Origin of the sequence: Hymenobacter profundi, from assembly GCF_019334315.1 — a bacterium.
Lineage (GTDB): Bacteria > Bacteroidota > Bacteroidia > Cytophagales > Hymenobacteraceae > Hymenobacter > Hymenobacter profundi.
This window is the reverse complement of record NZ_JAHWGL010000111.1, coordinates 1-16,270: the sequence shown is the minus strand read 5'-3', so window position 1 is coordinate 16,270 and position 16,270 is coordinate 1. Positions and strand designations below refer to the sequence as shown.

At 55.0% G+C, this 16,270-nt stretch carries 9 protein-coding genes; 6 read left to right on the top strand and 3 right to left on the bottom strand.

Annotation, left to right across the window (positions count from 1 at the left end):
- Positions 1-37: 37 nt before the first annotated feature.
- Positions 38-772, bottom strand: a complete 735-nt coding sequence (locus KYK14_RS18845; RefSeq protein ID WP_219160999.1) for a class I SAM-dependent methyltransferase — start codon at positions 770-772, stop codon at positions 38-40.
- 170 nt (positions 773-942) lie between these two features.
- Here KYK14_RS18845 and KYK14_RS18840 point away from each other — a divergent pair, with 170 nt between their 5' ends.
- The 4 genes from KYK14_RS18840 to KYK14_RS18825 all read left to right on the top strand — a co-directional run bounded on the left by KYK14_RS18840 (position 943) and on the right by KYK14_RS18825 (position 10,058).
- Entirely contained in the window at positions 943-1,335 is a 393-nt protein-coding gene (locus tag KYK14_RS18840; protein ID WP_219160997.1) for a hypothetical protein, read from the top strand.
- Positions 1,336-1,797: 462 nt separating this feature from the next.
- Positions 1,798-5,964, top strand: a complete 4,167-nt coding sequence (locus KYK14_RS18835; RefSeq protein ID WP_219160995.1) for a T9SS type A sorting domain-containing protein — start codon at positions 1,798-1,800, stop codon at positions 5,962-5,964.
- Positions 5,965-6,509: 545 nt separating this feature from the next.
- Positions 6,510-6,986, top strand: a complete 477-nt coding sequence (locus KYK14_RS18830) for a nucleoside deaminase (protein ID WP_219160993.1) — start codon at positions 6,510-6,512, stop codon at positions 6,984-6,986.
- Positions 6,987-7,142: 156 nt separating this feature from the next.
- A complete protein-coding gene (locus KYK14_RS18825) occupies positions 7,143-10,058 on the top strand; it encodes a heparinase II/III domain-containing protein (protein WP_219160991.1) in 2,916 nt (971 codons plus the stop codon).
- 75 nt (positions 10,059-10,133) lie between these two features.
- Here the strand turns inward: KYK14_RS18825 and ffh are convergent, their stop codons facing one another.
- Positions 10,134-11,492: a signal recognition particle protein gene (gene ffh, locus KYK14_RS18820; RefSeq protein ID WP_185283230.1), complete on the bottom strand. Its 1,359-nt coding sequence runs from the start codon at positions 11,490-11,492 to the stop codon at positions 10,134-10,136.
- A gap of 243 nt (positions 11,493-11,735) precedes the next feature.
- Here ffh and KYK14_RS18815 point away from each other — a divergent pair, with 243 nt between their 5' ends.
- Positions 11,736-13,049: a glycosyltransferase family 4 protein gene (locus KYK14_RS18815; RefSeq protein ID WP_343217139.1), complete on the top strand. Its 1,314-nt coding sequence runs from the start codon at positions 11,736-11,738 to the stop codon at positions 13,047-13,049.
- Between the two features lie 19 nt (positions 13,050-13,068).
- Here KYK14_RS18815 and KYK14_RS18810 read toward each other — a convergent pair whose 3' ends face one another.
- Complete coding sequence (locus KYK14_RS18810; protein WP_219160989.1) at positions 13,069-14,907, bottom strand: hypothetical protein; 1,839 nt, start codon at positions 14,905-14,907, stop codon at positions 13,069-13,071.
- A 282-nt stretch (positions 14,908-15,189) separates the two neighbouring features.
- Between KYK14_RS18810 and pseB the strand changes: the two genes are divergently transcribed.
- Complete coding sequence (gene pseB / locus KYK14_RS18805; protein WP_185283228.1) at positions 15,190-16,212, top strand: UDP-N-acetylglucosamine 4,6-dehydratase (inverting); 1,023 nt, start codon at positions 15,190-15,192, stop codon at positions 16,210-16,212.
- Positions 16,213-16,270 lie beyond the last annotated feature (58 nt).

Genomic DNA, 16,270 nt, shown 5'->3' with positions numbered 1-16,270 from the left:
GGATTACACACGTCTTTTTACTCACCACCTCACCATCTTACAGCAGCGTAAGGCGAACCAAGTACTGGTCCTGCTCGTCGTGGTCCAAGAATTCGACGGTGTAGCCGGCGGCTTCGGCGTAGTCTTGTAGAATGCTGGCATCGGCAAACAGCCAGTGGAAGGGCGCGCCGGTTTCCTCCTTATAACTCATGCTATATTCTACCTCGCCGTAGTAAGGACCGTTGAGGTTGATAACCAGAGCGCCTTCCTCATCCTCGTAGAGGTAGGCAATGTCGGCGGAGGTAGCCAGGATTTGTCCGCCGGGTGCCAGCAGGGCACGAGCGTGTATCAGGAATTTTTCGAGGCCATCGAGAGTGCCCACCAGCCCCAGGCCGTTCATCAGCATCAGGATGGTATCGTAGGGTAGGTCGTTGGTGAGAATGGGGTCGAACAGGTCGTGGCAAGCTACCTGCTGCACGCCGCGCTGCTGCATCACTTGCACTGCGCCTGGCGAGGCATCTAGGGCTTTCACCGAATAACCGCGCTGTTGCAATTCTAGTGCGTGACAGCCGGCACCGGCGCCCAAGTCCAATACCCTACCCTGGCAGGCTTCCAGAGCGGTGCGCTCTAGCTCGGGCATTTCCCAAAGGGTACGAAACAGATAGCTGGCCGGTAGGGGTTCGTCTTCGGCTACATTGCTGTGCACTGTAAGTGTAGCGGCTGTTTGGCCGTGGCGAAAGTCGAGCAGAGCGTGGCCCATGGGGTCGTGGGCAGAGGCAGGAGAAAAAGGCATAGAAGTAGGCAAAAGACGCGGCAGGAGATAGAAGAACTACTCCCATCCGAGGCCGCAAGTTACGCCGCGTTGCGCGAGTGCGCCTGCACTTTTGCGGGTTGCTGTATCCTTCGCCGGGCACGTTGCGTTTGCGAGAAGTACACTCACTCCTACTTTATACTCCTCCGGCCATGGCCAGCAACCTCGACTACCTGAACCCCAATCTACTACCCCTCGAAGAAAAACTGAACGCCTACCTCGAAGCCGAGCAGGAATTCCGCCGGGCCGCCACGCAAGCCACCAATCTGCCCATCGACCATGCCGCTGCACCTGGCCCCAACGACTCGTTTGAGCAGCGTCCCGCCACCGGCAGCTTCGATCAGGAAACCAACGAAGTGCAGCAGGCGCTGGATAACACGCGTGCCGACCTAGACGCCCTGCGCCGTGAGATTGTGGAGATGCTCCCTGTGCGAGACGAGTTTATAAAGGTAAACCTAGGCTATGGTCCTAGCCGGGTAGGGGCGTTCCGCTTACCTAGTTCTGCGACAAATACGCCAGAGTACGAGCTGCGCATTATACATTAAGCTGCTCCCCTGTTAGACATTTCAAAACGCGTCCGCCCCACTACTGCTATTCAGATTATAGCAGTAGTGGGGCGGACGCGTTTCTACGTTCAGCTAGACTGTCCTTTCTGGAAAGGCACCTCACTGGGCATAAAAAAAGCGGAACCAACGGCTCCGCTCTTTCCCACAACCAAAACACCTAAAAACTATTCTTTCGAAATGTTTTTCACAACTTTGATGCCAAATCTATGATGACAAGATCATAGAGTGTATTCATTGCTGCCTTTCTACTATTTATCAAAATAATACTATTATTATTTATTAATGACGAGAAATTATCAAATCTGCTTCTAGGTATAGTTAATGCTCTTACTTTAGTGAAATCAAAAGTATTTTATAGTATTTTTTTAAAAATTTTTAATAAAAAAATACTATAAATAAAAATTGTCAAAATTTATCTTCCCTTGTTTCTACTGCTTCCTTATGAAGAAAACACTACACAGAATTTTCTGTCGACGCCTTCACATTATTAGTTGGCTTGTGGGCTCGGCAGCATTGCTACTTACTAGTCAAAAGGAGGCGCAAGCACAAAATACCTTTCCGCGAATTGAATCTTTCAAAAATGGAACGGCTACCGGCTTTCAATTATACGGTGATGCTGTACTTACCGGAACAGGCGCTACTGGGTCTGACCCAACCGGCAACGGCTATTTGCGTCTTACTACCGCTACTACATATAAGGCTGGTACAGCTATAGACCAAAGTTCATTTCCAGCACCTCAGGGCTTTAGTATTTCATTTGAGTTTTTCTCTTATGGCGGCAATGGAGCGGATGGCTTTAGTGTGTACCTAATTGACGGAGCAACTCAAACCTTTCGCATTGGCGCTGATGGTGGTTCGTTGGGCTATGCTCAAAGAGGTACCGTTGCTGGGGTATCCAACGGATACATTGGGATTGGGATTGATGAGTTTGGCAACTACTCCAACGGTAGTGAAAGCCGTGTAGGTGGCATTGGCCAAACTCCTGACGCGGTTACCATCCGCGGCAGTGGTAATGGTGCTACTACTTCAGACTACCCCTACATCGCCAGCAGTGGCACGCTGCCCTTTAGTCTGGACGTAGCGACAGCCCGGGCTCAAGATGGTAGTGCAAATTACCGTCGAGCCTTTATTGACTTTATTCCTTATACTAATAATAGTGGCTCGGCAGCTTACCGAGTTACCATTCGTATTCAGAATGGCAACTCGGTAGTTACTGCTTTAAGTAATATAGAGGTTCCGCCTCCCCCGCCTACACTGCGCATCGGCTTTTCGGGTTCTACGGGTGGTTCCTATAACGTACACGAAATCCGAAATCTGGCCATTGTCCGTCCGACAGTAGCCACCGATGATTACTTCGGCACCCGATATGATCAGCCTGTTTCTTACGATGTGACAAGCAACGACCAAGCACCTGGCAGCAGCCTGAACAAAGGCAGCGTAGACTTAGATCCTACTACGGCTGCAATTGATCGTACGCTCACCGTTCCAAACAAGGGTACGTTTACAGTTGATGCAAATGGTATCGTGACGTTTACGCCTGTTAGTACGTTCGCAGGGACGGTTACAATTCCTTACACGATTAGAGATATTCTCAATACGCTTTCTAACGAGGCAAATATCACGGTAGCTGTATCTGGAGCCGATATTGCCACCAGTGTAAGTGGGCCTGCTTCAGCTAACCCTGGTTCAAAAATCACTTACACTGTCAACGCAACTAACCTAGGAGCATTAGATGCTCCTAACGTAACACCAAAACTAACCTTAGCACCTAACCTACCTGCTGGCAGCTTAACCCTCCCGGCTAACGCAACCTACGACGCGTCTTCAGGTGTAGTTACGTTTCCTACAACCAGCACCCTGGCTGCAGGCGCTGATCCTATTAGCTACTCTATCAGCCTCGTAGTACCAACTAGTGGCGCTACTTCTATTACAGCCACTGCTACTGCTACTTCTTCAATTCCTGATCCAGTAGCTGCAAACAACACAGCGCCCGTTATTACTAACATTTCAGGCGTAGCAAATATTGCTACGGTTTGTGCTACCCCAGGAAAGGATGGCTTTGGCACCTTAAGTAATACTGATTCTCCCAATACGTACTATCCTGGTATTTCTGTTACTGCTAACACAGTTACAGTTGGTATAGCTAGAACCGGTATTGGCACAGCTTCTACTCCTATTGCCGTTGGCGACCTCGTATTGGTTATGCAGATGCAGGGGGCTACTATGGTAACTGCCAATAACAACACTTATGGTACGGTCACTAATGACGGCACCTACTCAGCTGGTAAATACGAGTATGCTATTGTACAAAGTGTAGCTGCTGGCACAGGCAGTAACCAAGTGCTAACACTCACGAAAAATCTGATCAATACCAATACCTACGCAACAACTGCACCCAGTGGTACTGCGAGCAAGAAGGCCTTTCAGGTCATTCGCGTTCCACAATATTCGTCACTCTCCCTTTCTGGTACTGTAAGCGGCCCCGATTGGAACGGAGAAACAGGTGGCGTTTTGGCGATAGATGTGGCTGGCAAGACCACTTATGCAGCAAATGCTACTCTCTCTATGAGCGGTAAAGGATTTCGCGGGGGGGGTAGCATTGCAGCTACTACTGCTACTACCAGAGATTACATTAGCAGTTCTACCGCAGGCAATGGTTCTAAGGGTGAAGGCACAGCTGGCACTCCAACACAAGTATTTGATGGTACTTCGGTTAATACAGTTGCGGGTAGCGATTATGTAGGTGGCAGCCACGCGGCAGGTGCTCCCGGTAACGCAGGTGGTGGTGCTACTGACTTTGCCACTAACAACTCTGGTAATGCTGGTGGCGGCGGCGGCGGCAACGTTAGCGCAGGCGGTCTTGGCGGTTATGGGTACAGCTCGGGCAGTACAGGCATACAAGCACAAGGCGGACGGGTTGCTTCCACATCTACTACGCGCCTACTAATGGGTGGTGGCGGCGGTGCTGGCTCCCTTGATGGCGTAACAAATGCACGTAGCAGCGGCGGTGTAGGTGGTGGCATTATCATCCTGCGGTCTGGCCCGATAGCTCCCACTTCAGGAACTAGCCTGCTTTCAGTACAAGCTAACGGTAGCAATGCGCCTACTGCTGGCAATGCGGTTAACACCACTTCCAACCTACAGGGCGCTGGCGGCGGCGGGGCAGGTGGTACTGCTATAGTTATGGCATTTCTACCTGATGGGACACCTGCCAGTTTGGCTAACGTGGCTATTAATGCTAATGGAGGCAATGGGGGCAATGCTGGCTATACAGGGTCTAATAGATCAACGCGAGGATATGGTCCTGGCGGCGGCGGCAGCGGTGGCGTAGTATACACCAATACCACAGCTGCTATTTCAACAAGCGCAGGAGTCGCAGGGCAGACACTGATCAACACCAATGGTAACAACACAGCACTTTCAACCTATGGAGCCGGACCCGGGGACGCAGGTACTAGCACTACTAACACGGCAACTACCGCTACAGCTACTATCGGCGGCGCTGGTTCTTGCCTACCTGTTCTTACGGCTAGCCTGAGCACTTCTACTCCTAACGTAACCCGTGCCAACAGCACGACCGTTAACCCTGCCACTTACAGGCTTACGGTGTCCAACACGGGCGGCGTTGCAACAGAAATTAGCGCAGCAACAACGCTTGCGGCTAATTTGTTCAAGTACGACAACACCATCGCGCCTACGGTTACACTGACGCTTGCCGATGGCAGCACCTCTACTGTTACAGGCTATACTGGGCCAACTAGCAACACAGGCACGCCAACGTTTAGCAATCTTACTATTCCGGCCGGTGCTTCACTAAGTATTCAGTTCCGGGCTACCATTGCTTCTGCGGCTGTTAACGGCACCGTTTACAATGCCTCTTCTACCATCTCTTATACTAACCCTATGCGCGATGGAACTACCGCAACTGCTACTGTAGCCCCGAAGGGCAACTATGCTGGTGGCACTAACACAAGCTTAGGTGCTGCGGGTGGTTCTAACTATGATGGCACCGTTGCTGCCAACACTGCCGAAAACGTTACTATCGTGCAGCCGTTGCCCGTGGAGCTAGTTCGTTTTGAAGCTACCACCGCCCACCTCGACGCCAAGTTGAGCTGGACCACGGCTTCGGAGAAGAACAATGCCTACTTCGAAGTACAACGCTCCCTCACAGGCACCCACTTCGAAACTGTTAGTAAAATTACCGGCCAGGGTAGCACCCAGCAGAAGACCAATTACACCTACACCGATGCTGGTGCCGGTCGTTTGTTGGACACCAAGACCATCTATTACCGTCTGCGTCAAGTAGACTACGATGGTCAAGAATCGTTCAGCCTGGTGCGCACGGTTGCCTTCGAGCAGTTGACGAAACTGGATGCAGCTCTCTATCCCAACCCCGCTAGCCAAACGGCCACGCTCGATCTGACGGGCCTGCCCACGGGTACCTACCAAGTACGCGTGCTGGATCTGGTAGGACACGTTATTAGCCAGCAGACCCTCAGCGGCGGGCAGCTACACACCCTGCAGGTGCAACAACTGCCCCAGGGCAGTTACCTGATCATGGTGAATGGTGGCACGGTGCACCTGAACCTCAAACTGGTCCACAACTAATCCTTACCGGTAAAGCCCTGCGACGATGTCGCTTGTCCCTACCCAAAACTCAAACACCCTTCCGGCCACATGGCTGGAAGGGTGTTTTTGTGTGGCTGACTGGGCGGTTTACTGCTCTTCAAGAAGGGCCAGCCAACAAAAAAATGCCTTAGAAGCTCCTATGTTTGAGCAGTATCTCAAACATAGGAGCTTCTAAGAATAAAACTCGTTACCCCTAACATACTGTTGTTCACGGCGAACATCTTCTGAGCACCGGTGCGCTGAGCCAACAGCAAAATATGCGGCCGCAGATGATCGGCCCGTACGGCGCAACTGCCCAGCAGTCTAACGAGGGCCAGAAGAAAAACAGTAAAGAATCTGCGTATAGAAAAGGATGAGAAAAAGTAGCTCAAGATCCGTTCAGTTCATGCACTTCAAAAATGGCGAATCGGTTACTTGTTAATCGCTTATTGCTGAAATATTTTCTTCCGGGAGACTGCGCAGTTACCAACCTATCGTAACTTGCTGGTTTTGGCAAACTGCTTACTCCCCCTACCTCCTACCCAATGGATTCTCCCCGACCCGAGTTCATGCGCGAAGCCATTCGCCTTTCTATTGAAAAAATGCAGGCTGGCCACGGCGGGCCATTTGGCGCCGTGGTGGTAAAAGATGGGCAGATCATTGCCCGCGGCTTCAACCAAGTGACTAGTACTAACGACCCTACCTGCCATGCCGAGGTAGATGCTATTCGGAAAGCCTGCACGGCACTGGGCACGCACCAGTTGGATGGGTGTGACCTGTACACTTCCTGTGAGCCGTGCCCCATGTGCTTGGGCGCTATTTACTGGGCTCGTCCTCAGCGTGTTTTCTATGGCAACACCAAACAGGACGCCGCCGCCGTAGGTTTCGACGACCATTTCATCTATGACGAAATAGAAAAACCTCTCGCCGAGCGCAGCATTCCGATGAAGCAAGTACTACCCGACGAAGCGATTGAGGGCTTTCGGGCGTGGCAGCAGCATGAGAGTCGCACAGCATATTAGCTTCAACTGATTATACGGCTGGATATAAAATATGATAAATTATATTTTATATCCAGCCGTAATTCGTGTTTAAACTAATTATAATACTATAATACTCAGCTTTATGGCTTTCTAATTGATACAAATTGGTCTGAACGTTCTATCTACTAGACCAGCTTGAAAACTTCTCTACTTTATCTTTTCCTTCTGTGCTTTGCGTGCCAAGCTGTGGCGCAGCAAGGCAGCTGGATGCCAGCTGACGCAGACTCTTCCTACCCTCGCACGCTGCTGAAGGCGGCTGAACTGCCCGCCGTGCGAACGTCCCTGACTGTATCGGCAAACTACGCGCTTTATAGCGGGCTGTTCAACAGCGTCAGTACCGCACCGCCCACGGATACCGCTAGCACCAACGGCCGGCGCGACCGGGCTACGTTTGCTAAAAACACGGCCTTTGTGCTGCTGCTGGACCGACGCCCAGTCTCCCCTGGCGAGTTGGTACCACTCACAGCCAACGAACGCGCTGCACTGCTCACCAACGCCACTACCCTGCTGGCTACCCTCAACTTTCAGGTATCGGCGTGGCCCTCGTACAACGACTGGCAGTGGCGCTCCAAGGAGTTGATAGACTACCTGATAGCGTATGATTTGCTGCGTGGGGCCGGGGTTCCGGAACAGGAGTTGGCTACTGGCCGGGCCAAATTGCAAAAGTTTGCCGGTAACCTGCAAACGCAATCCGTGGCGTCATTTTTTGGGATTAGGTTCTATAGTACCATCAAGAATAACCACACGCTAATGACTGCGGCGGCCCTGGGCATGGCGGCGGTAGTACTTAACGACGCAACCAGCACCATAGCCAACCAGCAACCCGCTACCTGGATTGCCACCGGACTGTATAACATCGACAACGTGCTGTGGCAGGACGCGCAACGGCAATCAGACCCGGCGGCGGTGGCGGGCTACGCCGAGGGACCGTATTACTTCAAATACGCGTTTCTAAACTGTCTGCCCTTCTTTCGGGCCATGGGGCATTTTCTGCCGGCTGGTGCCCTACCCTACACCTTCAACGGCACCACGCGCACCATTCCTAACCCATATTTCGACCTGCGTTACGACCGGCTCTACCAGTGGATAACGGCTATTCTGATGCCTGATGGCCGCTTTCCAGCCTTGGAGGACTCTTATGTAGATATGGGCATGCCCGAGTTGGCACTGACCGGCAACCCCGCCTACGTGCGCCCGCTACACCTGAGCAAGCTGGCGCCCAACCAACTGAATTCGCTTACGGCTCAGCTCCGCGACATAACCGTGGACATGCGCGCCGCCTACCTCGCCGCCAACATAACCCCTACCCCTGCCCCATCTATTCCCCTCACAGCTCTACCCCAAAGCGGAAACCTCATCTTCCGCTCCGGCTCCGACTCGCTGGCTTCCTACCTGCATTTGTATGGCAAAAGCCAGCAAGCGCGCACTACCTCCGGCGGCCACCGCCACGCCGATGCAGGCAGCTTTGCGCTGCACGCCTACGGCCAGTTGCTGGCCCTGGACGCCGGCTACCTCAGCTTCGACCGTCGCAATGAGGTGAAGGAAGCCACCAGCCATAACATGGTGCTGGTAGATGGTGCTGGGCCCGCCTCGGATGCCACTAGCGCCGTGGGCACCGTGCAGCACACCTTTCAAACTGAAAAGCTGAGCTATGGCGAAGTGCAATCGGCTTATGCGGGCACAACGGTGACGCGCAAGGCGATGTTTGTGCGCAATAGCTACTATTTGCTAGCCGATTTCGTGCAGTCCAATGCGCCACATGCTTACACCTGGCAGTTGCACGGCTATGGCTTGGAAAACGGCACCGCCACCACGGGCACCTTCCAAAACAACCCGGCTGCCCACGAAGGCACGTGGCTTAAAAACGGCGTGCAGCTACTGGCCCACGTAACAGCCACGGCCGGTGCCACTAGCTACGCTACTACTACCAGCGCCCACGAAGTCACCTACAACACACCCGAGAACCACACCACCCTGCTCGTGCGCAAGGAGGGTAGCGCTCAAACGCAGTTTCTGGCGGCGCTGTATCCCTACACCGATCAGCCGACTCTTAGCCCCAGCACCACCAGCACGTCTACCACTGCCGGCCTAGCGTTATCTTCTGATTTTCAGGATGTAGTTTTCGCGCAGGCTGATACAGTATTGGCCCAAGATGAAAGCGACCTGTTACCCCAGGCCGTTAGCGCCGATGGACTATTGACTTTTTATTCCCTCGATAAGGCCAATCAATTCGCCCAGCTCTTTCTTCAACAGGGCACGACCATCCGCTACGGGTCAGCAACTATGCTGGCGTCGTCGCGGCGGGCTGATATCAGCTGGCAGCGCCTGAGCACCAATCTATATGGCGGCTACGTCAGCCGCGCTACTACCCTTACGCTGCCAATGGCTACCGCGCCCCAAGTCGTGACGGGCACTGGTGTGGCAGAGTATCAGTACGATGCGGTCGCGCAGCAGCTACGCGTTACGTTGATGGAAGCCACCGATTTTCGAGTAGCCGCCACGCCCGGCACGCCGCTACCTGTGGTGCTCGTCGGCTTTGGGGCGCAACGCCAAGGGGCAGGCGTGCAACTGCGCTGGCAAACCGCCACCGAAAGTCAGAACCAAGGCTTCGTCATCCAACGCTCCACCGATGGCGTTACGTTTGCTACCCTGACTTCTGTAGCCGGAGCCGGCACCAGCAACGCCGCGCAGCGCTACGCCTACCACGATGCCACTGCGCCCCAAACCCTGACGTACTACCGCCTGCAACAGCAGGATCAGGACGGCACCGTTGGCTATTCGCCGATAGTAGCCGTCGCGGCTTCTCCCAGCACTCTAACCGTAGCTCCCATACCTGCGCAAGATTTTTTGATGGTGACCTACCCCGATTCACCAGCCGAAATTCACCTTGCCTTATTCGACCAACAAGGACGCCAGGTCTTGCAAACCAACTTCCGGCAGCAAACACAGCTCAGCGTAGCAGCACTGGCCAATGGCCTCTATATCCTACGCGCCACGGATACCAATGGGCAACCGATAGGTAGGGCCCAACGGGTGCTTGTTGCACACTAAATACTACCAAAAAAGCAACGGCCCGCATCCAGTGGATGCGGGCCGTGTTGGCTTTATGCGGAGGTAGGCAAATTGCTAGAACTTACCGCCGCCTTTGCCCATGCCACCCATCATGCGGGCCATTTGGGCCATGCCGCCTTTGGTTTGGCTCATTTTGTTCATGGTACGCATCATCTTGCGCATGTCCTCAAATTGCTTCATTAGGTTGTTCACCTGCTGAATATCCGTGCCGCTACCCTTGGCCAGGCGGCGGCGGCGCGAGCCATTCAGCAACTCGGGCTGGGCGCGCTCCTTAGGCGTCATGCTCTTGATGATGGCTTCAATCGGCTTGAAGGCGTCGTCGTCAATGTCCACGTCCTTCATGGCTTTGCCCATGCCGGGAATCATGCCTACCAGGTCCTTTAGGTTGCCCATCTTCTTGATCTGCTCCAGTTGGGACAAGAAGTCGTCGAAGTTGAACTGGTTTTTGCGGATTTTCTGGTTGATCCGCTTGGCCTCGTCCTCATCGAACTGCTGCTGCGCGCGCTCTACCAGCGAAATCACGTCGCCCATGCCCAGGATACGCTGGGCCATGCGGTCGGGGTAGAACAGGTCCAGCGCCTCCATCTTCTCGCCCGTCGAGATGAACTTGATGGGCTTTTCAACTACAGCGCGAATCGAGAGGGCCGCGCCGCCGCGGGAGTCACCGTCGAGCTTGGTGAGCACCACGCCGTCGAAGTTCAGGCGGTCGTTGAAGGTTTTGGCGGTGTTCACGGCATCCTGGCCGGTCATGGAGTCCACCACGAACAGGGTTTCGGAAGGGTTGATGGCCCGCTTCACCTGCTCAATCTCGCGCATCATCTGCTCGTCTACGGCCAGGCGGCCGGCGGTGTCGATGATGACTACCTTCTTGTTGTTCTGCTTGGCGTAGGCAATGGCATTCTGCGAAATCTCAACGGGATTTTTGTTTTCCACTTCGCTATACACCTCTACCCCAATCTGTTCGCCCAGCACCTTCAACTGGTCGATGGCAGCAGGGCGGTACACGTCGCAGGCCACCAGCAGCACGTTGCGGTTCTGCTTTTTAATGTGGTTAGCTAGCTTGCCGGCAAACGTCGTTTTGCCCGAGCCTTGCAGACCCGAAAGCAGCACGACGGCCGGCTCGCCTTTAATCACGATGTCCTGCTTCTCGCCGCCCATCAGCTCGGTCAGCTCGTCGTAGACAATCTTGGTCATCAACTGGCCCGGCGACACGCTGATGAGCACGTCGCGGCCCATGGCCTCGTCCTTAATTTTGTCGGTTACTTCCTTGGCTACCTTGTAGTTCACGTCGGCATCCACCAAGGCACGGCGGATTTCCTTCACGGTGGCGGCCACGTTGATTTCCGTGATGCTACCCTGACCTTTCAGGGTTTTAAACGCACGGTCGAGTTTGGTAGAGAGATTATCAAACATGAAATCGGAGAGTATGCAGAGGTACAGAAAGGGCAAACAGCAACCGCGTTGGTAAGCTGCGTTGCCCTATTTCTCGTTGGCTACCCGTGATGATATGAAGTCAGCAACTCCTGAAAAAAGCAAGTATCAGAAGCACCAACTTTCTCAAAACAGATAGGAGGTTATGAGAAGTTCTACAAAATTAGCCAGAAAACCCCGGAAAGCCGCGGCTGCGTACCTTCGCGCCTCCATTTGAACTATCCCGTGCCCGTATCTGCTCCCCGTCCGCTTCGTTTGCTGGTGATTACGTACTACTGGCCGCCCTCTGGCGGGGCCGGCGTGCAGCGGAGTTTGAAGTTTGTGAAGCACCTGCCGGCGCTGGGCGTGGAGCCTACTGTGGTAACCGTAGACCCCGAGCGCGGCGCCTACCCTGTGCTGGATGAGTCGCTGCTGGCGGAGGTGCCGGCTGGTGTGCGCGTTATCCGTACCGATACTTCGGAGCCGTTTGGCAGCTACAAAAAGCTCACACGGCGAGAGCAGATTCCGTACGGAGGCTTCGCCAACGAAAGCAAAACGAGTTTCACGCAGCGCCTGTTCAAGTTTGTGCGGGGCAATTTCTTCCTACCCGACCCGCGCCGGGGCTGGAATCGCCATGCCCTACGGGCGGTGGCGCAACTGCTGGCCCGAGGAGAAACGTTTGATGCGGTGCTCACCAGCTCGCCGCCTCACTCCACCCAACTCATTGGCCTAGAGCTAAAAAAGCGCTACGGCTTCCGCTGGGTAGCCGATATGCGTGACCCGTGGACCGATATTTACTACCAGCAAGAGCTGCATCAAACGGCGCCCGCCCGCTGGCTCGATGCCCGCTACGAACGCCAGGTGTTAGAACAAGCCGACGTGGTGCTCACCACCAGCCCCGACACGCGCCGCCTGCTCTTGGGTAAGTCGAACAAGCTGACGCCGAGCAAATTCCGCGTCATCCCCAACGGCTACGACGAGAGCGACTTTCGCCAGCCCTCTACCCCTCCTATCGACGCGCTGCTGATTACCCACACCGGCACCATCTCCGAAACCTACCACGTGCAGGAACTGCTGCGCGCCGTGGCCGCCTGCACCCAACGCTACCCCACGGTACCGCTACGGTTGCGCTTTGTGGGCAAGGTATCGGAGGGCGTGCGGCAGCAGGTGGCGGTGGCCGGCCTGACCGACTGCACCGAGTTTCTACCCTTCGTGCCGCACCAGGAGTCGGTGGGGTACTTGCTGCGGAGCACGGCGCTACTGATGGCCATTCCCGACGTGCCGAATAATCTGGGCATTTTGCCCGGAAAAATATTTGAGTACCTGGCAGCCCGCAAGCCTATTATCTGCGTGGGTCCAGCCGGCTCCGATGCCGACGAGATTCTGCGCCAGTGCGGCGCGGGCCAGGCCTTTCCCTACCTCGACTACGCGGCCATGCTAGCGTATCTGGAAACTTTGGTGGCACAGTGGCAGACCACTTCTAACCTGGATTTACCAGGCAATGCCCATACGTGCTATTCCCGCCGCGCCCTCACGGAGCAGTTGGTAGAGTTGCTGTAAGGGCGCCTGCAAGGCACCCCTACCACGGTAGGCGGCTCAGCAGACGTGCTTTCAAGTCACGCCAGCCGGAGCGCGCTAGTTTCCTACCCTGCCATTCGCTGAGGGCTGTGGCCAAGCGTTGGGCCAGGGTGCGATAGTGCGCCCGCTGGTAGTGGCGCAGGTTATTGGTGACATCAGTGGGCTCGCGCACGAAGTCGCGCACGTCGATGAGGTAGCAGTTCTCGGCTTCGTCCACAAACTCAGCCAGCGCTTGGTTCATTTGCTGATGTCGTGCTTTGGCACCGGTTTCGCTGGAGCCGGGCACTTCTATTTCGGCACCGTTGAGAAAGAAAATTGGGAGGGTAGGCGGTAGTTGGTCGCGTAGCCAGCGAAGATTTTGTTTGAAGTCAGCGGGTGTTTCCTGACCGACACACGCGAATTCCTGCTGAAATCGGCGCAAAAATGCTTCGTCCATCCCCCGGAATTTTCGCCGGGCGTGTTTGGCAGCCTGGGCTGCGGGGTCTTGCGTCGTCAGATCGTAGTACCCCCCGAACGGCACGGCTATTCCGGTACTTTTTTCGCGGTATAGCTCCTGGGTGTAATCCATCAACGGACTGTATACCAGCACGTCATAGTCGCCCTGCCACAGCTTCGTATCGAAGGCCTCAGCCCCGAGGAAGGGTAGGCGCGCCAAGCGCTGCCGCTCTGATGCTGCTAATTCTCTACCCTGGCGCAGTAGCTTTAAGTGCTCTACGTGCACGGGCACCTGGTTTTCGTTTACATAGTTGAATTCCTCCAACACTTCCAGCTGAAAGGCCTGCAAAAACGGCGTGAGCTGGCCCAAGTCGCAGCCACCTTTCAGCAGCACGCGCAGGCGCTTAGCGGAGTCTGGCGCGGCGGGAGTGGGCTGTTCCGACATTGGTGTTACGATAGTGATCCAGTCGGGGCGATCGGTTTGATTGAGTTCGGTAGCTACCTCGCCCTGCACCTCCAGACGCGGAAAACCCAGATGGGCGTAGGTGAACTGCTCGATGCCCAAATGCAGAATTCGGCAGGAAAACACGAACTGTATCAGTCGGTTGCCTTCGTTCGCACTAGCAACGGCGGGCGCCTGCAAGGCGTCCCTACCTGCGTTATCTATCTGTTCTACGGCATACACCCCTACCAAGCCATAGTCGCCGAACTGGTCGCGCACGCGCACGGTACCCCAACGGGTAGTCGGGCTCTGGAAGCTGGCGCGCAACTCGTCTTTGGTGACACGCTGCTTGGTGAAATTGAGTTGGTTGGAGCGGTTAATCAGTTCCTCTATGCGGTCCAGATCGGGCAGCACCGCCGCGCCTTCCCGGAACTCAATCTGCACCTGCGCGTCGCGTAGAAACGCCAGGTTGTCGTGGTAGGTGGCGCGCGCTTGCTGCTGGCGCTCCAGCAGCTTGTACTGTTCCAAGCGCGAGAAGGTAGGGTCGGGCTTGCCGGCGGCGCGCAGTTGTGGGGCAAGTTGAGGCAGATCGACGGGGTCGGCAACTTGCAGGGTAGGGTTGTAGTAAAGTGCCTCGGCGCGGTTTGCGGGGTTGTCGTCAAGGAACAGAGCGTTGGGTGCCCGCAATTGCATATCTTCCAGCAACTGCTTGATAATGGCGCCTTTCGGCTGCCAGCTCACCCGCAGGAACACGAACAGGTCGCGGATACCTAGCTCCGTTAGTTTGGCTTCTACGGGAGCCAGATCATTCTTGGAAACCACGGTATGCACCAGCCCGCGCGCGGCCGTATCGCGCACCAGCGCCAGGTTTTCCTCCACAGCCTCCACGGCACCCTCCGAGAGCGTGCCGCGCCAAAACGTGTCGTCCAAATCCCAGATAATGAGTTTAATAGGCTCCGGCATGGTGATTTCTGTCGTTCGTATTCGGTTTTCGGCGGTGTGCTGCCTACCCTTCTAACCAGCAAAGCTACTGAGTGTCCCGCGAAATGGGCCGGTATTGAACGTCTACGGCTGAACGTCATTTCGACCGTAGGCAGAAATCTCGCGTGCTCCCGCTACTTCCTGACGATTGAAATTACCGTGGCACGCGAGATTTCTCCCTACGGTCGAAATGACAGGCGAACGGAGGTACACCTACCCCATCAACGAACAACTCCGTACTTTTGCCCTTCTACCAATTCCCTTATGGCCCTCGACCTTAATCATAAATCGGTGCTGCTGACGGGCGGCACCGGCTCGTTCGGTAAGCAATTTGTACGCACCGTGCTGGAAAAATTTCCGCAGGTACGGCGCCTCATCGTGTTCTCGCGCGATGAACTGAAGCAGTACGAAATGGCCCAGACGTTTCCTACCTCTCAGTATCCGGCCATGCGCTATTTCATTGGCGATGTGCGCGATGCGGCGCGCCTGAAGCGGGCCTGCGAGGGTGTAGATATTATTGTGCACGCCGCCGCGCTCAAGCAAGTACCGGCCGCCGAGTACAATCCAATGGAGTGCATCAAAACCAACATCTTTGGGGCTGAAAACGTGATAAATGCAGCGCTGGATTGCGGCGTGAAGGAAGTAGTAGCCCTCAGCACCGACAAAGCCGCGGCCCCCATCAATCTCTACGGCGCCACCAAACTGTGCTCCGACAAGCTGTTTGTGGCCGCCAACAATATGAAGGGTAGCCGGGATTTACGGTTTTCGGTGGTGCGCTACGGCAACGTAATCGGCTCGCGTGGGTCGGTGGTGCCGTTCTTTTTGCAGCAGCGTCACACCGGCGTATTGCCCATCACCCACCCCGACATGACGCGCTTCAATATCTCGCTGGACGAAGGCGTGGACCTGGTGCTCTACGCGCTGGAACATGCCTGGGGCGGCGAGATTTTCGTACCCAAAATTCCTTCCTATAAGATTACGGAGGTAGCCGAAGCCATCGGCCCCAACTGCCGCCAGGAAATTGTGGGTATCCGGCCGGGCGAGAAGCTGCACGAGGAAATGATTACCGAAACCGACTCCCTGAGCACGGTGGAACTGCCTAAATACTACGTTATCCTGCCCTTCACGCCCATCTGGGACGTGGAAAAATTCATCCAGCATTTCCAGGGCAAGCGCGTGCCGGTAGGCTTTCATTACGACTCCGCTAACAACGAAGAGTGGCTATCGGCAGAGCAAATTCGCGAGGAAATCCGCCAGCACGTGGATGCGGATTTTGAAGCGGTTTAAAGGTTGAGTAGCTGAATGTTGTCAACGCACCTGTCATCCTGAGCTTGCGAAGGACCTT